This is a genomic window from Photobacterium pectinilyticum, assembly GCF_024357955.1.
Lineage (GTDB): Bacteria > Pseudomonadota > Gammaproteobacteria > Enterobacterales > Vibrionaceae > Photobacterium > Photobacterium pectinilyticum.
In genome coordinates this window covers 1-20,667 of the sequence record NZ_JANEYT010000083.1, presented here as the reverse complement: position 1 = coordinate 20,667, position 20,667 = coordinate 1, and the positions used below count along the sequence as shown (strand labels likewise).

The following is a 20,667-nucleotide window of genomic DNA, read 5'->3' as shown; positions in this document are numbered from 1 at the left end:
TCTTAAATCCAGAGAACAAAGCAGCCTAAGGTGTTGTAAATATGTAAAAATGGTGACAACTTGATTGAAAAACAGCGACCCCTGTCGAACCGACCGCTAAGCAAGTCAAAGTGATCGACGGCTACCTTTCCCAAGCGCAAGTATGTGTGGATCGAAATAGCAATAGCTCATGTGACAGTGGTGAGGTTGTCGGGCTAACAGACAGCAATGGCGCTATCACTATCAAGGCAGAAGATGCGAAATACGCCGTCATCGCCCAAGCGATTGCCGGCCAGACGGCAGATAGCGATAAAGCAGGAAAACTGGGTAACAGCTATGAGCTGATTGCACATGCCCAGAGCGAGGTGGTGACACCTTTTACCACGATTGCCAAGCTACAAAACAAAACCGTTGAGGCATTGGCGACAGAGTTAAATCTCGACTCCGCCGTGGTTGCCGGTGACTATGTTGCAGCCAAAGCGCAAGATGGCAGCGCAGATGCCGCTAAGAAAGCCCACCTAATGGCACGCAGCCTGACCAATGAACTGGCGCCAAGCTTGGCAGACAACGATTCTGAAGCGCTGTCAGAGTCAGCTGATGACATCGCAAACGTTATCGAAGACAGCATCAATAACGGTCACGAGCTCGATGACATCGTCATTGAAATCAATGACGATGGCACCGTTGAAAGCAAACCGATCATTGCGTCTCTAAACGATTACCTTGAAGGTCAAACCCTTAGCTTTGTCAGCATGAATAAATACTATGCGCAAGACGAGGGTATTTTTATGATCACTTTGCAAGACGGTACGCTAACTGTCGTTGACGACACTGGTGCGTCGATGACAGAAGCATACACCATCGAAGGCAATTCACTTGTCCATGTTGAGGACGGTGAAGAGAGCATCGAAGAGTTCATCTATGTGTCCGAGCAAACTAGCCTCGCGGTTACCCCACAGAATGATCTTAACTTCTGGACAAGGGTTGATATTACTGACGAGGAGTTTAAGTTCCCAGCGATCACAGAAGCAATGATTGCCGATCAAACATGGTACTTCCTCTCTGATGACTCTACCGATCACAAACCTTATCCAATGCTGGCTGCGATGGCCTTTAGCAAGGACAAGAACGTTGTTATTTCTGAAGAGGGTGAGGAAGACTTCACCATTGGCTGGCGAATCGAGAATAGCGAGTTAATTCTTGATTTCCCTGAAGGTGACAACGATATGTACATCAAGTTGGTTACCAAGGACAGCAACACCCTAACGATTGTTGACGGTGGTGAAGAGCAAAATAAAAACCACTTCAGCCTGCTCGTGAAAGACAAAGCACTGGCTGAATCAATTGTTGATAAATGGGGTGACGAGATCTAATACCAATCTGGATAAGTCGTTGATCAAATATTTATGTAGGTTGGTATAACAGGCTCCAGATATAAAAAACCGGCCTCAGCCGGTTTTTTATTGCCTATGACACAAGCTATAAGATGCCTTACTGCTCTTCGGCTGCATCATCTTCTTCTGGCTTACGCACATAGAAGCGAGCGAAGAACAAGCCAACTTCAAACAGCAAGCACATTGGGATAGCCAGTAGCGTCTGCGAAATCATATCCGGCGGTGTCAGCATCATACCCACCACAAAGGCAGAAACAACGATATACGGCCGCTTGGTACGCAGGCTTTCCGGATCCGTCGCCCCTGTCCAACATAGCAAGATAATGGCGACCGGAATTTCAAAGGCAATACCGAATGCCATGAACAATGCTAAGACAAAATCGAGGTAGCTGGCAATATCTGTCGCTACCGTGATCCCTTCAGGGGCGGCACTGGTAAAGAAACTAAACACCAGTGGGAACACCACGAAATAAGCAAAAGACACGCCAGCATAGAACAGCAGCGAGCTGGAAAACAGCAGCGGCATGATCAGCTTGCGCTCATGCTTATACAGACCCGGTGCCACGAAAGCCCAAACCTGATACAAGATCATCGGCACGGCGATAAACACCGAGGTCACCAATGTGAGCTTAATTGGCGTAAAGAATGGTGATGCCACATCCGTCGCAATCATGCTCGCCCCTTCAGGTAGACGTTCTACCAAGGGAGCGGACATAAATGCATAGATGTCGTTGGCAAACCATACCAAGCCAAGAAAAACCACAATGACACTCAGGATGGAACGCAACAAACGGTTACGCAGCTCAAGTAAGTGGCTGAATAGCGGTTGCGTATCTTCAACAGTAGACATAGTGACTTATATTAATCCTGCTTTTGAGAGGTCGTCGCCGAGGGCTGCTCGTCTTTCTTGTCGGCATAAGGGCGCTGCACATCCGAGGCCGCTTTTTTCAGCTCCTCCACAGTATCCCTCAGCTCTGGCGAGAGATCTTTCATCCCCATTTGCTCGGCTTTTTTCAAGTTTTCCTGAAGTTCCTGAAGCTTGAGCTCCTGGTTCAGTTCATCCTTGACCGAGTTCGCCATATTACGTGCAGCTCCAACCCAGCGCGATACCGTACGGATCGCGACAGGCAGGCGTTCCGGCCCCAGTACAACCAATCCCACCACGGAGATCAGTATTAGTTCCCAGAACCCGATATCAAACACGTGTTAAACCTGCTCTTTGTCTTTTTGGCTCTTCTGAGCCTGGCCAGCCTGCTGTTCGTCCGCTAGTTTCTTCTGATCGAAATCCGCATCAGCTGCGGCGTCTTTCTTCTCAGCTGAAGGCTCCTCATCGCCGATCGCCTTCTTGAAACCTTTTACGGCAGAACCCAAGTCACCGCCCAGAGTGCGCAACTTCTTGGTTCCGAACAACAGAACTATAATTAGTGCAATGATTAGCAATTGCCAGATACTGATACCACCCATGCTTGTTTTACCTCAGCTAATTGTGGTTAATAACAAATTGTATATATGTTGGCTGCATACTTTACCGTCTATTTACGGCAAGCACGCCACCCAAGTAACCAAAACGTGACCCCCATTGCAGCGCTAATGGCCGAATAGGTTTCTACGTGATTACTAAAAAGTATGGCAGAACATACAACCAGAGTTGCACCAATGCCAAAGTAGAACCGTGCCTGGCCCTGGTAACGTCGACTCTCCATGAAATTATCATAGAGTTTATCGATACGTTGGTTAAGCGCATTACCTTGGCGTAAACTATCGTAGAGTAATTCCGGAAGCTCCGGTAACTTCTCTGCCCAGAATGGCGCCCGGGTTTTCACCCCGTCGATCACGGCCTGCGGGCCAACCTGACGGGACATCCAGTCTTCCAGGAAAGGCTTGGCGGTATCCCACAAATCAAGTTGCGGATACAGCTGACGCCCCAACCCTTCGACATATAATAAGGTTTTTTGCAGCAATACCAACTGTGGCTGCACTTCCATATTGAAGCGGCGGGCGGTATTGAACAAATTCAGCAACACATGGCCAAACGAAATTTCGGCCAGCGGCTTCTCGAAAATCGGCTCGCACACGGTGCGAATCGCAAATTCAAATTCATCGATGTTGGTATCTTCCGGTACCCAGCCAGAATCAACGTGCAACTCAGCGACCTTGCGGTAGTCCCGGTTAAAAAACGCCAGTAGATTTTCAGCCAGATAGCGTTTGTCTTCCCGGTTCAGGCTACCGACGATACCACAGTCGAGAGCTATCCACTGCGGGTTTTCCGGATTTTCCCGAGCCACAAAAATATTGCCAGGGTGCATGTCGGCATGGAAAAAACTGTCGCGGAATACCTGGGTGAAGAAAATCGTCACCGCATTCTCCGACAACAGTTTCATGTCGGTACCGTTGGCCACCAGCGCATCGATATCCGACACCTGAATGCCATAGATACGCTCCATTACCAGCAGGTTTTCCCGGCTCAAGTCGGTATACACTTCAGGAACATACAGCATATCGCTGTCTTCAAAGTTGCGCCTTAGCTGAATACCATTGGCAGCTTCGCGCATCAGGTTCAATTCATCGAGCAAGGTTTTTTCGTACTCTCGTACTACCTCAACAGGACGTAAGCGACGGGCATCCGGCAGGATCTTCTCAAGCAAACCGGCCATTCGGTACATCAAGGTAATATCGGCTTTGATCACCGGCAAGATATCCGGACGGATCACTTTGAGCACCACTTCCTTACCGGTTTCTTTCAACGTTGCGGTATGAACCTGGGCGATGGATGCCGAAGCCAACGGCACTTCATCGAAATCGTTGAACCATGTCTCCAGTGGGCCACCCAAGGCTTTTTCCATCTGATCCTTGGCCAAACGCCCGTCAAACGACGCCACCTGATCTTGCAGCAGCGCCAGCTGATCGGCGATGTGCGGCGGGAACAAGTCACGACGAGTCGACATCATCTGGCCGAATTTGATCCATACCGGTCCTAGCTCTTGAAGTGCTAACCGCAGGCGTTCGCCCAATGGTTTATCAGGGTGCTCATTGCGGATCCAGAACAGGGACTTGCGCATCACCTTTGGCAATTCCAGCCGTGGATCTTCAGGCAATAATTCATCCAACCCATAGCGCAGCTGGACAGCGGTGATCTGATACAGACGCTTAATTTCGGATAACACCATCATTAAAGCACTTGCTCCATTAGGCGGTTCAACCGTGCTTCACTGCGTGCTACGTCCGTTTTCAAGTCGTCGACCTGATCGGCAAAATACGCTATTTCCAGCGCCTGCGGGGCTAAGCGCCACTCCTCGGTGATCACCTCAGCCAAATCGCGCTGGCGTTTAACCACACCTTGCTGGATAAATCGTGCGCCCTGTTTAGCGCCACTGACCAACGTATGGGCAACAATATCACCGGTATATTGCGATAATGTTTCTTCAACGTCCGGCTTCAGGCCACTTAGCAAGGTCGAGAACTGCTGGGCCAGCTGGATATCCCCCTCGAGCGATAGCTTGTCGGCCTTGATCAGCTGGGTCAGGTTAGCTTGCTGGCGGAGCTCCGGCAAAACAGACAGGTTAAGCGCCAGTTGACAGTCGACGTCGCCTTCATAGGCACCGAGAACATCAATTTGCTGGCTGAAAACAAAATAAAGTTGCTTGCCAAATTCATTAATGGTCACGCCAATCACCTTCCCCTTCAGTCGGGCAAGGCGACGCTGGCTGTCTTCATCATCCTTCAGCAAGGCATTGAGTGAGGTCTCTATCACCCCGGTTACAAACACATCAACAGGCATGGGTTCCTCAGAATTTGTAGCCACGGTGTAGGGCAACAATACCACCGGTCAGGTTGTAATAGTTCGTCTGCTCGAAACCTGCATTTTGCATCATTCCTTCCAAGGTATCTTGGTCAGGATGCATCCGGATAGACTCGGCCAGGTAGCGATAGCTTTCGGCATCGTTAGCAATCACTTCGCCCATTTTTGGCAACAGGTGGAATGAGTAGGCGTCATAGACTTTCGACAGTGGCTCGACAATCGGCTTGGAGAACTCCAGTACCAACAGACGGCCACCCGGCTTAAGCACGCGGTACATCGAACGCAATGCTTTATCCTTGTCGGTCACGTTACGCAGACAGAAGCTGATGGTAATACAGTCAAAGTAGTCATCCGGGAAAGGTAGCTCTTCGGCATTGGCCTGAACATAGCCCACGTTGCCGACAATACCGTTATCACGCAGTTTGCTGCGGCCCACTTTCAGCATCGAGTTATTGATATCGGCCAAGATCACCTGACCGTCATCGCCCACAATGCGCGAGAACTTAGCGGTCAGATCACCGGTACCTCCACCCAAATCGAGCACCCTGTGACCACGGCGAACACCACTGCAGTCAATGGTAAAGCGCTTCCACACCCGATGGACACCCATCGACATCAAGTCATTCATAATGTCGTACTTAGCAGCTACCGAGTGAAATACCTCTGCAACCATTTCTGCCTTGTCGTCCTTGGCTACAGTCCGGTAGCCAAAATGGGTCGTCTCTAGTGTGGTGTCCGTCATACTACTTCCGTCGTGGTTAACGTATTATTTCGCCTAGTGTACTTGATGGTTGAGGTTTGCTCAAAGCACAACCTGCATCTAACTCCACACCGCACAATTATGCCGTTGGACTACCCTCGCCAATCTCGGTAATGCCCTCGGGCAAAGCCTCGTCATCAGCCGCTCCCAGCATCGCCCTTTCGGTCAATACCGGATTGATATCACGCTTGACCTCCACCCCTAACTGGCGGAACCCTTCTGCCTGGCGGATCACATTGCCCCGCCCCGTGACCAACTTGTTCATCGCGCCCTGATAGCTCTGCCTGGCCTTATCCAGCGACGCGCCCATGGTTTCCATGTCGGTGACAAACAGCCGCAACTTATCGTAAAGCTTGCTGGCCCTATCGGCAATTTGCTTGGCATTCTGGTTCTGGCGCTCATTACGCCACAGGTTATTGATGGTCCGCAGTGCCACCAGCAAAGTGGTTGGGCTGACCAACATGATGTTCTGATCCATCGCATCACGGATCAGGCGCGGATCAGATTGAATGGCGGCCTGAAACGCTGGCTCAACCGGAATAAACATCAGCACGTAATCAAGGCTTTCAACTCCGTGCAGCTGATGATAATCCTTGCGGCTCAATCCTCGGATATGGCTGCGCACCGAGGCAACGTGCTCACCCAGGGCCAGATCCTGCTCGGCAATATTGTCAGCATTGAAAAAGCGCTCGTAAGCGATCAGCGACATCTTGGCATCGATAACAACATCTTTGCTTTGCGGTAGATGGACAACCACGTCAGGTTGATAGCGCTTGCCGTCCCCATTTTCGAGGTTGATCTGGGTCTGGTATTCATGCCCTTCACGCAGTCCGGAGTCACTCAGTACCCGAGCCAACACGACCTCTCCCCAATTACCTTGCGCCTTGTTGTCCCCTTTCAGAGCTTGGGTCAGGTTGACCGCTTCACGCGCCATCTGCTCATTGAGCTGCTTGAGGTTATTGATTTCATGGACCAAGGTATGGCGTTCGCGGGCTTCTTGGTTGAAGTTGTCATTGACCTGCTTGCGGAATCCATCAAGCTGCTCACGCAGCGGACCCAACAGCCCTTCGATGCTGATCCGGTTTTGCTGATCGACAGTACGGGTCTTTTGCTCGAACAAGCGATTGGCCAAGCTTTCAAACTGCACACGCAGGCGCTCTTCAGCATTTTCCAGCAGGGCAATCTTGTCATCGGCCGCTTTCTGCTCTTCAAAATGACGGGCTTCCTGCTCGCGTAAATCCGCTTCTAGACCGGCATTGGCCATCCGACCGTTTTCCAGTTGTTCGGCTAGATATTGCTTCTCGTTTTTGAGCGCCTCGAAATGGCGCATTTTCTCCAACGACGCCGCAAGACGACCATGCATCTGGCGCAACTCGGCCGTGAGCCGATCGCGTTCAACATCCATTTCATCGAGCTCCTGGTTACGCTCACTAAGCTGGCTCTGGTAATGCTGTTCGCGGTTTTGTGCCAACTTCAGCTCGCTCTCTGCCTGCTGACGCAGAAGCTGCATTTGCTGTTGCCAGCGGTTGTTTACCAGCCATGCCGCAATAGCCCCTGCGACCGTGGCCCCGGAAACACCGGTCACGATAGCCAAGCCGTACCCCGACAGCCACTCATTCATCATGCTTTGTTCCTGACTCGTTGATTAACCAGCAATTGATCTGCTTTTGCCAATAAGGCTAAGAGGATACTGGATAAATGTCCAGCCTCTCTAGCGCAGAAACGTCCTTCGCAGCAAGCTCACATCCCTTATCGCAATTTTCTGGTCGACGTCGATGCAATCGAATAGACTGACTCCCTATATAACCCTCAGCTGCCTTGCCAAAGCAGCAATTGATTATGGATGAACAATGAACGAACGTTATGCGCTCGGGTATGGCCTGGCGGCTGTCTTGCTGTGGTCGACCGTTGCTACCGCTTTTAAGATCACCCTTGATTTCTTTACCCCAGTTCAGATGCTGGTTGCCGCCAGTGTGGTGTCTGCTATCGCTCTTGCAGGTATCGCTCTGTACCAAGGCAAGCTCCACCTACTAGGCCGTACCTTTATGGCCAGACCGCATTACTACTTGTTGCTCGGCCTCATCAACCCTTTTGCCTACTATCTGGTGCTCTTCAAAGCCTACGATCTACTACCCGCATCCCAGGCCCAGCCGCTCAACTACAGTTGGGCAATTACCCTGACACTGATGGCCGCAGTCTTCCTCGGTCAGAAAATCCGCAAGCAAGACTGGGCGGCCTGTGCGCTGGGCTACCTCGGTGTGGTGATCATTGCCACCAAGGGCGATGTTATGGCATTGCAGTTTGATAACCCGACCGGTGTGGCGCTGGCACTACTGTCGACCCTATTGTGGGCTATGTATTGGATCCTCAACACCAAAAACCAAGCCGATGCAGTGCTTGCGGTCCTGCTGGGTTTTTTGGTTTCATTGCCTTTTTCTATAGGCTTGAGCCTTTATATCGGTGGCTGGACCGCAATCCCTTGGCAAGGCTGGGCAGCAGTGAGCTATGTCGGCTTGTTCGAGATGGGGATCACCTTTGTACTGTGGATCAACGCGCTCAAGCTGACCCGTAACACGGCGCGGATCAGCAACCTGATTTTCATTTCCCCGTTTATCTCGCTGATGCTACTGGCGACGATTATCGGCGAGGAGATCCACCCGTCAACCTTGGTTGGCCTAGTGCTGATTGTTTTCGGCCTACTTATCCAGCAGTGGAAAGGTAAAAAACAGCAAACCGAAACGCCGGCTTAATCTTAATCCCGTATTGCAAGCATAAAAAAACCTGCCACTAAGGTGGCAGGCAAGCGAGCAAGTATGGGTTGTCGAGACCCTGCGCCTTAAAGGGACGGCGTCTTTTTGTTATTGAGCATTTTCTGTTAGGCGGTCACAGGCGCGTGCCAGCGGCGGCCGAACTTGGTCCACAACAGCAACAAACCTGGGACCAACAACCACATCTGCAACACCATTAAGTCCGGCGAGCTCAAGCCCAAGCGTTGGGTCAGGCTTACCATCGCACCAGCGCCACTCATCTGGAACAAGCCCAGCAATGCAGCAGCCGTACCGGCACGATCACCAAACGGGGCCAGTGCTTTGCCTGCCGCGGAACCAAGCACAAAGGCAAAGCCGAACGAGGACATGAAGATCGGTGCCATAAAGGCCCAAGCTTCGACAATATGACCGACCAGCAGCATCAGCATGCCAGCCAGCACTAAGATCACCAGGCCAGTATTCAGCGTCATTCGCGAGCCAAAGCGGTCAATGTATTTCGGTACAACCATGCAGGCCAGAATGTTCAGCGCGGCATTGATACCGAACCACAAAGTAAACTGGTTCATGCTCTGGCCAAGCTCGACCATCAACCACGCGGGTGCCGAGGTGACATAGGCAAGGATCACAGCCATTGCTAACATACACAGGCTAGCATGGTACAAGAAAGTCGGTTCCCTAAGGACAGACCAGTAACGCGATAAGCTTATTGTCGAGCCGGATACATCGGTATCGGCCGGGCGGGTTTCACGAAACAGCAGCAAGATAAATAAGCCCGCCACCAGCGCAAAGCCAGCCATGAAGCTGAAGTTGGCACGCCAGCCAAACTGATGAGTCAACCAGGTACCCAGCAAGGGGGCTAAAGCTGGGATAAAGCAGATCGCACCATTGAGGTAGCTGATCATCCGGCCGCTTTTCTCTGGACCGAAGCTGTCCCGCACCGCCGCAAAGGCCGCCACCGATGTTGCACAGGCACCAAAGCCCTGTAATAAACGGGCAACCAACAACATATCCAAAGATTGAGCAACATACGCCAGTGTGGCACTTGCGCCATAAATCACGATACCGGCTAAAGCTATAGGGCGACGGCCAAATCGGTCAGCCAGCGGACCAGCTACCAACTGGCCAAGACCCAGACTGAACATAAACCAAGTCACGGTATCTTGAACCCGGGTCAGATCGACCGCAAAAGTTTCCGCCATCGCCGGCAGCGCGGGAAGGTAGATATCAATGGCAAGCGGGCTAAACAACACCAAAGTCACCATCAAGGCCACCAGCCGTTTGTCCGCAGAGTATTTCGGTTGCATAGTCTTATCCTATTGAGCAATGGCGGCAGTTTACGGTGTTCAAGATATGAATAGAAATGGTATATATTCAACACCGATTTTCCATTTGGGAATATCACTTCATTTACGGGAAAGAAATGCCATACCACTTACAAAGCCCGCCAGGCTATCCCTCAACGTGCTGGGTTGGTTACTTCAACACTTCCTCCTATGACCCCTTCTATTGGCACCAATATCGAGAAAAAACACGATAACATAGCTAGTTACCGTAAGTTATCACCTCACGCTGCGGTGATTTATCTGTTAGCTAATTGCAGCTATTACGCAAAAGCGCTAATTTAAGGAGATCAGCCTGAACAGCCAACATTTCCTGTCAATATTCAGGAGGCAGGGGTATTTGTTATTCAGGCTGACATTATAGCCGTCACATGGACGGTGACTCAGTGAAAGGAAAAATACACACATGCAAGCAGTTATCTCGCAACGCGTCGCGCAGATCCGTCAGTGGCTGGAAGCAAACCAGCTCGACGCCCTTTTGATCCCCCACGAAGATGAATACCTGGGCGAATATATCCCGGCCCATAACGAGCGCCTGCACTGGGCAACCGGCTTTACTGGCTCGGCAGGTATGGCAGTGATTGCCCGCGACAAGGCAGCCATGTTTGTCGATGGCCGCTATGTCGTTCAGGTCCGCAAGCAAGTACCGGGTGATGTATACGAATACCGCCACTTGATTGACGAGCCTCCCGTTCAATGGGCATTGGACAACCTGTCACCAAACAGCAAAGTGGCGATTGACCCGCGTCTGCACAGCGCGGCATGGCTAACCCGCACCCAAATACAAGTTGCGGGTGAACTGGAGTTGGTCAGCATTGGCGAAAACCCAATCGAGCTATTTTGGTCAGATCGCCCTGAAGCGACCTTGTCGCAGGCCAAACTGATGGGACTAGATTTTGTCGGCCAGAGCAGCAGCGACAAGCGAGAGCTGATTGCCACCGAGATCACCAAACAAAAAGCCGATGCAGTACTGCTGACCCAGCTAGACAGCATTGCTTGGCTGCTTAACATCCGTGGTAATGATGTACCTAGCCTGCCGGTTCTACTATCAACGGCACTACTTCACGCCGATCAAAGCGTCGACTTCTATATTGATCCAAATCGCTTGCCAGAAGGCTTCGCCACCCATGTTGGCGAAGGCGTACGCGTCAATACTCCGGAAGCACTGGAAACCGGCCTCCAACAGCTATCCGGTAAAACAGTGTTGGTTGATCCGGCCACCAGCAATGCTTGGGCGAGCCAAATCTTGCGTGATACCAATGCCACACTGCTAGAAGCTGCCGATCCTTGCCTACTGCCGAAAGCCGCCAAGAACCCAACGGAAATTGCCGGTATGAAAGCCTGCCACATCCGCGATGGCGTGGCAGTCAGCAAATTCCTTGCCTGGGTAGATAGCCAAGTGGCTCAAGGCAACTTACTGGACGAAGGCACCCTGTCGGACAAACTGTGGCAATTCCGCAGCGAAGACAGCAGCTGTACCGATGTCAGCTTCGATACGATTTCTGCCGCAGCCGGTAACGCAGCCATGTGTCACTACAACCACAATAACCAGCCAGAGCCGAGTGTGCTGGAGATGGACAACGTCTACTTGGTTGATTCAGGCGGCCAGTACCCAGACGGTACGACCGACATCACCCGTACTATCGCTATCGGCGAGCCGGGTGACGAGGTGAAGCAAACCTTTACCCTAGTATTGAAAGGCCATATTGGTTTGGCATCTGCTCGCTTCCCGAAAGGCACTACCGGTTCACAGCTAGACGCCCTTGCCCGCCAACATTTGTGGGCCTATGGCTTTGATTACGACCACGGTACCGGTCACGGTGTCGGTCACTTCCTGAGTGTCCATGAGGGCCCGCAACGTATTGCCAAAGTATACAACCCAACCGCCCTGCTTCCGGGCATGGTGCTGTCAAACGAACCGGGCTACTACCGGGCTGATGCTTTTGGGATCCGCATCGAAAACTTGGAGCTGGTTGTGGAAGTGGAAACCGCGGGTGACATGACAGTGATGGGCTTTGAATCTCTGACCCGTGCCCCTATCGACCGTCGCTTGGTTGATCTGGCGCTGATGACTGACGCTGAGCTTAACTGGCTAAACAACTACCACCAGAGCGTTTTCGATGTGCTTAGCCCATCGCTGCAAGGTGACGATCTGGCGTGGCTAGAACAAGCGACAGCGCCGCTAACGCGTTAATAATTGCGTTAATGACATAACGCTAACAACAAAATGAAAAACACCCGCACAGATAACCTGTGCGGGTGTTTTTTTATCTTTAATTTAAACCACTCGATCTGCCTGTTAGCCAGAATACGCGTGGTGCCAGTCCTTCCACACCACCTCAAATCCACGCTGCTTGACCGCTGCGGCGACGTCGTCTGCCGGGCGCTCATCGCTGATCGCAAACTGCTCCAACTCCGGTACATCGTCAGCATAACCACCCGGTTGGGTCTTGGACTCGGCCGACATGGTGGTGATCCCCAATGGCAACACATTATCACGAAACTGTGCCGATTCTCGGGTCGACAGCGACAGCTCAACCTCCGGGTTAAACAGTCGGTAAGCACAGATCAGCTGCACCAATTGGCGATCATTCATCACCGATTTGGGCTGCAAGCCGCCCTCACACGGACGCAGTCGCGGGAAGGAAATCGAATAACGTGTTTGCCAGTAGGTACGCTCAAGGTAGTCAAGATGCGCAGCGGCAAAAAAGCAGTCAGTACGCCATTCTTCCAGGCCAATCAGGGCACCGATCCCGATCTTATCAATCCCGGCTTTTGCCAAGCGATCAGGCGTGGCCAACCGGTACTCAAAATCCATTTTGTTGCCGCGTAAGTGATGCTGGGCATAAGTCGGCGCGCTGTAGGTTTCTTGATAGACCATCACCGCATCCAAACCAAGGGTTTTCAGCTCAGCATATTCATCCTGCTCCAGCGGCTGGACTTCCATTGCCAAATAGCTGAAATGGGATTTGATCGCCGGCAGTGCTTCTCGGAAGTATTCCATCCCGACCTTACGCTCGTGCTCACCTGTAACCAGTAAGATACTGTCGAACTGTTTAGCCTTGATCGCCTCACATTCACGCTCTACTTCAGCCATATTCAAAGTACGGCGCTTGATACGGTTTTCCATCGAAAAACCACAGTAGGTGCACGCATTGGCGCACAGGTTGGACAGGTATAACGGAATGTAAAACGACACCGTATGACCGAACCGCTTACGGGTCAACGCCGCCGACTGCTGTGCCATCTGCTCGAGATAAGGTTCTGCTGCCGGCGAGATCAGGGCTTTGAAATCTTCCAGATCGCGTTTTGGTTTGCGCAGCGCCCGCTCAACATCCGCCGCTGTCTTGCCATAGATAGACAGCCGGATGTCATCCCAATCAAGCTGCTTCCACTCATCCACGAAACTCATTGCAGGCTCCTTAAGCAGGCTGATCCAAGAAAGCGGTTAAAGGGCTTGAGGCTATAGCATGGTTAACCGTCCCCGCCAAACCGGCCTCATACGCCATCCGGCCACTCTCGACTGCTAGCTTAAAGGCCCGCCCCATCACAACCGGATCAGCAGCAGCCGCTATCGCCGTGTTCACCAATACCGCATCCGCTCCCATCTCCATCGCTTCAGCTGCATGGGACGGCGCGCCAATACCGGCATCAACAATCACAGGTACTCTTGCCTGATCAATGATAATTTCAAGAAAATCGCGCGAGGCCAGCCCTTTATTGGAACCAATCGGCGCTCCTAGTGGCATGACCGCAGCACACCCAACCTCTTCTAAACGCTTACACAATACCGGGTCGGCATGGCAATAAGGTAGAACAATGAAACCTTCACGCACCAGCTCTTCGGCAGCCGCCAGGGTCTCTATCGGGTCAGGCATCAAGTACTTAGGATCTGGGTGGATTTCCAGCTTGAGCCAATTAGTCCCCAGAGCTTCACGGGCCAGTTTGGCTGCGAATACCGCTTCCTTGGCATTTTTTGCACCGGAAGTATTTGGCAATAGATTGACCCCTGCCTCAACCAACGGGGCAAGAATATCATCATCGCGGCTTTCAATATCCACACGTTTCAAGGCCATGGTGACTAGCTCAGAGCCGGAGGCAATGATCGATTCCGCCATCGCGTGGCGGTTGGCGTACTTACCGGTACCGGTAAACAGCCGTGACGAGAACGTCTTATCAGCGATAGTTAGCATTTATCCTCCTGCAATCGCTTGGAACAAGGCGATGCGATCGCCGGTGCTTAGTACTGTTACGTCCCACTCACTGCGGGCAACAATATCTTCATTAAGCGCTACCGCAGTGGCCTGAAGCGGCATTTCCAGTTGGATCAGCAGGGCACCGAGAGACTGCCCTTCAGGCACCTCAACCGGTTTATCATTGACCCGAACTTGGATCAGAGTTGCTGTTGTCATAGTGGTTTTATTCTCCCGTCCCGCAAACTGGGCACGATCTATCTGTTGGTAATTGAAAGGCTTGCCAGCCCATCGTCAGACCGTCGAACTGACGCAGGGAGCCAAAGCCCACTTCGCCAGCACCGGTCAGTAATTTAATAGTTTCCAGTGCCTGCAAGTTACCCACGGTGCCAACCACCGGCCCGGCAATCCCTGAATTGCTGCAATTTTGTGGCTCATCAACAGCCCCTTCCTGACGCGGGAACAAACAGTGGTAGCACGGCCCCTTACCCTGGCGAAAATCAAACGCCATCAGTTGACCCTGCCAGCGAATAGCTGCCCCCGAGATCAGCGGTGTATTGGCTTTGAAGCAGGCTTGGTTGACGGCATAGCGGGTCTCTAGGTTATCGGAACAATCAAGGACAACATCAGCCAACGAGACTTCCATTGCCAACCGTTGATCAGCCAGTCGAGCCTTAACGGCCCGGATACGAATATGTGGGTTTAACGCCTGCAACTGCTCTGCCGCCATAGCAGCCTTGGCTTTGCCTTGATCGCTATCGCGGTAAATAACCTGACGCTGCAGATTAGAGCTATCGACGGTATCATCATCGGCAATCACTAGATTCCCGATCCCTGCACCAGCAAGGTATAAAGCCGCCGCCGATCCCAAGCCGCCCGCACCGACTAACAACACCTGAGCGCTGGTCAATGATTGCTGACCAGCCTCGCCGATCTGCGGCAGCATGATCTGACGGTTATAGCGCAGAAATTCCTGATCACTGAGCATGATTGCCTTCCTATTCGGCTGGGTTACGGACCAAGATGTCATCAAATGCCGCAACAGCCTGTGCCGGATTATCCGCTTGGGTAATGGCGCGTACAACCGCTACACTGCTCACCCCTGTACGCCACACCCGCTCGGCACGCGATAAATCAATACCGCCAATCGCGACAGTCGGGAAAGCATCGCCAATTAACTTCTGATATAGCGCTAAACGGTTCAACCCTTGCGGTTTGGATGGCATGTCTTTTGTTGTAGTCGGAAAGATATGGCCCAATGCAATATAGCTTGGGGCAAATTCGGCCGCTCGAAGGATCTCGTAGTAACCATGGGTTGACAGGCCGAGACGAAGTCCAGCTTGTTGGATAGCCGCCAGATCAGCCGTTTCCAGATCTTCCTGCCCCAAGTGGATACCATAAGCCTGATTATCGATTGCCAGTTGCCAGTAATCATTCACAAATACCTGAGCACCATGTTGCCTGCCAGCCTCAACGATACAGTTGATCTGGGTGGCCAGTGTCGGCTCGGACGGATCTTTGATCCGTAGCTGGGTCGTCTTCACCCCCAAATCGAGCAAGCGGATTACCCAATCAGCGGTATCGACAACTGGATACAACGCCAGCTTATCGCGCTCGACCGTGGCAAACGGCGGCACAGCAACTTCTCTGCTTACCCAGCCAAGCGCGCTGCTTTCTGGATGATTGACAGTAAGTGGGCGCGGGAAAAGCGAGCGCACCATCGGCCAGCCGGTTTCACCATAGCCATCCGAGTGACTTTCCAAATAGCCACGGGCATGGGCGCGCGACAGGGTTACCGCATCTTCAAGCGGGTAGTCCAATGCTAGAGCAGCCAGCAACATCGCCCGCTGCGGATCACTGGCGCCTGCATGATGACAATACACGGCACGGGCTTCACCGAGATGGTGCCACATATCGACACAGCCCCGCTCTGTCGGTAGCCCACAAACAACCAGCGCCGGATTCTCCGCCACCAACTGCTGCATCTCTGCCAATGATGGGTAAGGGGCGATCCACTGATCACGCACCTCTACTTCATGGTTCATCGCTTCGGACGGATTAAACGCCACCGTGAAGGCGATGCCTTCTAAGTGAATGTCTACCACCTCCGATCCGCTCCACTCCATACTAACGGCCTCACCGAGCTGATATTTTTCAGCAGCGGCCAACAATGGCTCAATGTGCATCAGCAATGGCGCTAAGTGATCGGGTAAACACAACGCGTTCATTAACTTTCCTCTTTAATTGGGTGATAAAGCTCACTTCCCCTGGCCCGGAATTCATCGGCTTTTTGCTGCATGCCTTCAAGTGGGTCATCCAACACCTTCACTGCTAAATCACCTTCTTTTTCCAGCCGTTTCGCATAGTCACGAACTTCTTGTGAAATCTTCATCGAGCAGAATTTCGGTCCGCACATTGAACAGAAATGCGCGATCTTGCCGGATTCCTGAGGGAGTGTTTCATCATGGTAGGCTCGAGCCGTTTCAGGGTCTAAAGCCAGATTAAATTGATCTTCCCAACGGAACTCAAAGCGAGCCTTCGACAAGGCGTTATCACGTACTTGAGCGCCAGGGTGGCCTTTTGCTAAGTCTGCCGCATGGGCACACAGCTTGTACGTGATCAGCCCCACCTTTACATCTTCTTTATTCGGTAAGCCGAGGTGTTCTTTAGGAGTGACGTAGCACAGCATGGCACAACCGTACCAGCCGATCGTGGCAGCACCGATGCCTGAGGTAATATGGTCATAGCCCGGAGCAATATCAGTAGTCAGAGGTCCTAAGGTATAAAACGGCGCTTCATCGCAGTGCTTGAGCTGCTCTTCCATGTTTTCCTTAATCATGTGCATCGGTACATGGCCAGGCCCTTCGATCATTACCTGGACATCGTATTCCCACGCGATCTTGGTCAGCTCACCCAGAGTACGTAGCTCACTAAACTGCGCCTCATCATTGGCATCAGCCACCGACCCCGGACGCAGGCCATCCCCTAACGATAGGGCAATATCGTACTGAGCACAGATCTCACAAATCTCGCGGAAATGCTCATACAAGAAGCTTTCCTGATGATGAGCCAAACACCATTTGGCCATGATCGAACCACCGCGCGAGACAATACCAGTGAGCCTTTTGGCCGTCATTGGGACATAGCGCAATAAGACACCGGCATGGATAGTGAAGTAATCAACACCCTGCTCCGCTTGCTCAAGCAGGGTATCGCGGAACACCTCCCAGTTGAGGCTCTCAGCAATACCATTGACCTTCTCCAGCGCCTGATACATAGGTACGGTACCAATCGGAACCGGGCTGTTACGAATGATCCACTCGCGGGTTTCGTGAATATTTCGGCCGGTTGAGAGATCCATAACCGTGTCGCCGCCCCACCGGGTAGACCACACTAACTTCTCAACCTCTTCTTCGATAGATGAACTAACCGACGAATTGCCGATATTGGCATTAACCTTGACCAAAAAATTCCGGCCAATGATCATCGGTTCAGATTCCGGATGATTGATATTACAAGGGATAATTGCCCGGCCTTCGGCAACTTCGCGGCGGACAAATTCAGGCGTGATTTCTTCAGGAAGGTTAGCACCAAAAGCCATGCCCGGATGCTGTTGGTTTAGCACCTCATCGCGATATTTCGCACGCCCCATGTTTTCACGAATGGCGATAAACTCCATTTCGGGCGTAATGATCCCTTGGCGGGCATAGTGCAACTGGGTGACATTGGTACCGATCTTAGCGCGACGGATACGCGCCTGCTGTTCAAAGCGCAGTTCATCAAGTGTGTCATCGGCCAAACGGGCTTTGGAATATTGCGAACTTAGCTCATCAAGGTGCTCGGTATCCCCCCGCTCCTCAATCCATGCCTCACGCAATTTGGGCAGGCCAGCATAGATATCTGCGGGTTGATCCGGATCCGTATAAAAGCCTGAAGTGTCATAAACACGGATTGCTTCATTGGGCTCAAAAACGGGATCGTCTTTGGTACCACCAATTAAGCTATCAGCCAAAGTAATTTCACGCATTGGTACACGAATATCTTCGCGACTACCGGTAACATAAACTTTCCGGGAGTTAGGGTAGGCTTGAATAGTCAGTGAATCGATAAATTGTTTCGCTTCCAGTCTCGCTTGTTTGCGATTCGACATAGCAATTTCCTTTTTTGTCCATAAAGGGGAAGTTGCTTGGCGGATGGGTGCGTAAACAAGAGGCTATACGTAGGGTGTATAGTTTCGTCTGATACTGTGGATACAGTGATACAGAAGAGTCTCTCTTGTTCCCTTCGCAGGTATTAGCCTGATCAGGTTCTACGGATCCCGCAATGCGGTCTCAGCCAAATGGCACTCCGACAAGTTGAAATAGCAGTATATGAAAGGGGGTCAAGCACGGCAAGATAGAACCCACAAAATTAATACTTAATTGGCAAAAACATTGTTACCTTTGCATAACACGCCACGTTAAAACAAAATTATTTGAAGCGTTTCACAAGTAATTTAAGCAATGAGGAATGGGTTTCTCTCAACTCGCCCAGCTTATGGGTGATCTTCGGCGCACCATCCAAGTCAAGCAACTTAGGTACCGCCACTCGTTGCGATGAATAGATCCCGGTGTGGCCACTGAAGAAATAAGCGGTATAGCAAGCAATGGCAAAATACAACATATGTTCGGCCCCAAATAGCTCAACGCCCATAATGGTACAAGCCAATGGCGTATTGGTCGCAGCGGCAAATACCGCCAAGAAACCAAGAGCAGCAAACAAGTCAACCGGAGCACCTAGCACCCAAGCCATGGTATTACCCAGAGTTGCACCAACAAAAAACAGCGGTGTGACCTCACCGCCCTTATAACCAGCAGCAAGGGTGATTGCCGTCAACAACAGCTTGATTAACCAGCTATACCATTCGGCACCTCCCTCTTGGAAGGCCGTTAAGATACTGACACCACCTTCTCGGCTTGAGTAAACACCCAGACCGATATAGTCATAGTTACCAATTAGCTGCACAGCACCAATAACGATTAAACCACCGACCATTACAATCAGATACGGATTTTTCAGGGTAGCCTTAAAGATATCTTTGAAGGCATGGGTTAGTTCACCGAACAAATACCCCGCCAACCCAAATGCTACCGCTGCAACAACAATCTTGGCAATCATCCACAAGTCCACTTTAACCGCATGCTCAAACAAGGTGATGTTTTCAAGAAAATCGATTCGATAATGAGTATGGTGCACGCCCCAGGCAGAACAAACCACATCTGCCAATATTGCAGCGAACAAGGCAGGAATGATTGCATCGTAACGCAAGCGACCTATCGCTAACACCTCAAGGGCAAAAATAGCACCAGTCAGAGGGGTACCAAATACAGCTCCAAAGCCAGCGGCTACGCCAGCAATTAAAATAAGGCGGGTATCAGACTCATTTAACTTAAATTTACGTGCCAACCAGTGAGTCGATGCGCCACCAATTTGCACAGCAGTCCCCTCACGGCCAGCCGAGCCACCGAACAAGTGGGTTAGTACGGTTGTAATTAATACTAAAGGTGCCATACGTGCTGGAATGCCTGCACCGGGTTCGTGGATCTCATCCATGATAAGGTTGTTACCACCCTCGGAGTTTTTTCCCAAATTACGGTAGCAATAGACAATCACAATTCCCGCCAAGGGCAATAGATAAATAAGCCACGGGTTATCGATACGTGTTGCAGTCGCAACACTGAGGATCCACAGGAAAAATGCATTCAGCGAGCCGACAATAACGGCAACCGGAATAATAAGAAGTGTCCAACGAAGGATTTGGACGAAAATTTTAGGATTTGAACTTAATGGGTGTGCCATACCATCTCTATCTTTATCTCGGATTACTCATAAGGATAGATGCTATGGCAAATAACAAGCCCCACCATAGACGGATCTATCCTACTACAGCAGGAGTCATTATCTCGGTTGAGCGGTTAAAGGTGGAACTCCATCACCCGTCAACGCCTTGAAGCGATGACAATGGACAAATGCTATCGCTTATCCCTATTAACAACAAGTGGAAATAATCGTTTAGATACGAAAAAGCCCCAGTCTTTCGACTGAGGCTTCGGTATATGGCAGGGGTGGAGAGATTCGAACTCCCAACACGCGGATTTGGAATCCGCTGCTCTGCCAATTGGAGCTACACCCCTAATACATTATTCATTCTACTGCCAAAACACTGGAGATCAAACTGAATTTCCAAAACCGAATCACAGTATTGATAAATAGAGGAAAGTTACTGAAAGAAGAGTATCGCTGCTTTAGCCCTCACAGCCAAAACAATAAAGGCTCCAGTATTTCCGCCGTGACACGCAGTGTAGAGCCTTGAGTGTGATACCAATCTAAGTAAAAATATGATCTAATTGAGGTTACTCTTTCAGACAGTCACATCGCTATGGATAGCCTCAATA

General features: G+C 51.2%; 18 protein-coding genes, 1 tRNA gene and 2 riboswitches. Of the genes, 3 read left to right on the top strand and 16 right to left on the bottom strand.

The annotated features are described in order from the left end of the window. Positions 1-110 precede the first annotated feature (110 nt). A complete protein-coding gene (locus tag NHN17_RS21940) occupies positions 111-1,352 on the top strand; it encodes a hypothetical protein (protein WP_255044779.1) in 1,242 nt (413 codons plus the stop codon). 118 nt (positions 1,353-1,470) lie between these two features. On the opposite strand, the gene tatC is transcribed toward NHN17_RS21940, so the two are convergent. The 7 genes from tatC to rmuC form a co-directional block, all read right to left on the bottom strand. Then, positions 1,471-2,223 carry a Sec-independent protein translocase subunit TatC gene (gene tatC, locus NHN17_RS21935; RefSeq protein ID WP_255044777.1) on the bottom strand — a complete coding sequence of 251 codons (753 nt, stop codon included), beginning with the start codon at positions 2,221-2,223 and terminating at the stop codon, positions 1,471-1,473. 11 nt (positions 2,224-2,234) lie between these two features. Beyond that, positions 2,235-2,576 carry a Sec-independent protein translocase protein TatB gene (gene tatB, locus NHN17_RS21930; RefSeq protein ID WP_255044776.1) on the bottom strand — a complete coding sequence of 114 codons (342 nt, stop codon included), beginning with the start codon at positions 2,574-2,576 and terminating at the stop codon, positions 2,235-2,237. Positions 2,577-2,579: 3 nt separating this feature from the next. Further along, positions 2,580-2,837, bottom strand: coding sequence for a Sec-independent protein translocase subunit TatA (gene tatA / locus NHN17_RS21925; protein WP_255044775.1), 258 nt, complete (start codon positions 2,835-2,837; stop codon positions 2,580-2,582). Positions 2,838-2,905: 68 nt separating this feature from the next. Further along, a complete protein-coding gene (ubiB, locus tag NHN17_RS21920; RefSeq protein ID WP_255044781.1) occupies positions 2,906-4,540 on the bottom strand; it encodes a ubiquinone biosynthesis regulatory protein kinase UbiB in 1,635 nt (544 codons plus the stop codon). A gap of 2 nt (positions 4,541-4,542) precedes the next feature. Beyond that, positions 4,543-5,151: a ubiquinone biosynthesis accessory factor UbiJ gene (locus NHN17_RS21915; protein WP_255044774.1), complete on the bottom strand. Its 609-nt coding sequence runs from the start codon at positions 5,149-5,151 to the stop codon at positions 4,543-4,545. Positions 5,152-5,158: 7 nt separating this feature from the next. Next, positions 5,159-5,914 (bottom strand): bifunctional demethylmenaquinone methyltransferase/2-methoxy-6-polyprenyl-1,4-benzoquinol methylase UbiE, encoded by a 756-nt coding sequence (ubiE, locus tag NHN17_RS21910; protein WP_255044773.1) that lies wholly within the window; start codon positions 5,912-5,914, stop codon positions 5,159-5,161. A gap of 97 nt (positions 5,915-6,011) precedes the next feature. Next, positions 6,012-7,553 (bottom strand): DNA recombination protein RmuC, encoded by a 1,542-nt coding sequence (gene rmuC / locus NHN17_RS21905; protein ID WP_255044780.1) that lies wholly within the window; start codon positions 7,551-7,553, stop codon positions 6,012-6,014. Between the two features lie 229 nt (positions 7,554-7,782). Here rmuC and NHN17_RS21900 point away from each other — a divergent pair, with 229 nt between their 5' ends. Further along, a complete protein-coding gene (locus NHN17_RS21900) occupies positions 7,783-8,682 on the top strand; it encodes a DMT family transporter (protein WP_255044772.1) in 900 nt (299 codons plus the stop codon). A 125-nt stretch (positions 8,683-8,807) separates the two neighbouring features. On the opposite strand, the gene NHN17_RS21895 is transcribed toward NHN17_RS21900, so the two are convergent. Beyond that, entirely contained in the window at positions 8,808-10,004 is a 1,197-nt protein-coding gene (locus NHN17_RS21895; RefSeq protein WP_255044771.1) for a multidrug effflux MFS transporter, read from the bottom strand. 442 nt (positions 10,005-10,446) lie between these two features. Here NHN17_RS21895 and NHN17_RS21890 point away from each other — a divergent pair, with 442 nt between their 5' ends. After that, entirely contained in the window at positions 10,447-12,234 is a 1,788-nt protein-coding gene (locus NHN17_RS21890) for an aminopeptidase P family protein (protein WP_255044770.1), read from the top strand. Between the two features lie 105 nt (positions 12,235-12,339). Here the strand turns inward: NHN17_RS21890 and thiH are convergent, their stop codons facing one another. The 8 genes from thiH to NHN17_RS21850 all read right to left on the bottom strand — a co-directional run bounded on the left by thiH (position 12,340) and on the right by NHN17_RS21850 (position 20,406). Further along, positions 12,340-13,452 carry a 2-iminoacetate synthase ThiH gene (gene thiH / locus NHN17_RS21885; RefSeq protein WP_255044769.1) on the bottom strand — a complete coding sequence of 371 codons (1,113 nt, stop codon included), beginning with the start codon at positions 13,450-13,452 and terminating at the stop codon, positions 12,340-12,342. A gap of 10 nt (positions 13,453-13,462) precedes the next feature. Further along, on the bottom strand, positions 13,463-14,233 hold the full coding sequence (locus NHN17_RS21880) for a thiazole synthase (protein WP_255044768.1): 771 nt from the start codon (positions 14,231-14,233) through the stop codon (positions 13,463-13,465). Next, positions 14,234-14,452 carry a sulfur carrier protein ThiS gene (thiS, locus tag NHN17_RS21875; protein ID WP_255044767.1) on the bottom strand — a complete coding sequence of 73 codons (219 nt, stop codon included), beginning with the start codon at positions 14,450-14,452 and terminating at the stop codon, positions 14,234-14,236. Positions 14,453-14,459: 7 nt separating this feature from the next. Next, positions 14,460-15,221, bottom strand: a complete 762-nt coding sequence (locus NHN17_RS21870; protein ID WP_255044766.1) for a HesA/MoeB/ThiF family protein — start codon at positions 15,219-15,221, stop codon at positions 14,460-14,462. A 10-nt stretch (positions 15,222-15,231) separates the two neighbouring features. Continuing rightward, positions 15,232-16,461: a thiamine phosphate synthase gene (thiE, locus tag NHN17_RS21865; RefSeq protein ID WP_255044765.1), complete on the bottom strand. Its 1,230-nt coding sequence runs from the start codon at positions 16,459-16,461 to the stop codon at positions 15,232-15,234. After that, positions 16,461-18,383, bottom strand: a complete 1,923-nt coding sequence (gene thiC / locus NHN17_RS21860; protein ID WP_255044764.1) for a phosphomethylpyrimidine synthase ThiC — start codon at positions 18,381-18,383, stop codon at positions 16,461-16,463. The genes thiE and thiC overlap by 1 nt, the downstream gene beginning before the upstream one ends. 112 nt (positions 18,384-18,495) lie before the next feature. Beyond that, positions 18,496-18,593, bottom strand: a riboswitch (TPP riboswitch). 110 nt (positions 18,594-18,703) lie between these two features. Continuing rightward, positions 18,704-20,071 (bottom strand): voltage-gated chloride channel family protein, encoded by a 1,368-nt coding sequence (locus tag NHN17_RS21855; RefSeq protein ID WP_255044763.1) that lies wholly within the window; start codon positions 20,069-20,071, stop codon positions 18,704-18,706. Positions 20,072-20,154: 83 nt separating this feature from the next. Then, a riboswitch (Fluoride riboswitch) is annotated at positions 20,155-20,218 on the bottom strand. Between the two features lie 111 nt (positions 20,219-20,329). After that, a tRNA-Trp gene (locus NHN17_RS21850) sits at positions 20,330-20,406 on the bottom strand. Positions 20,407-20,667: the final 261 nt, after the last annotated feature.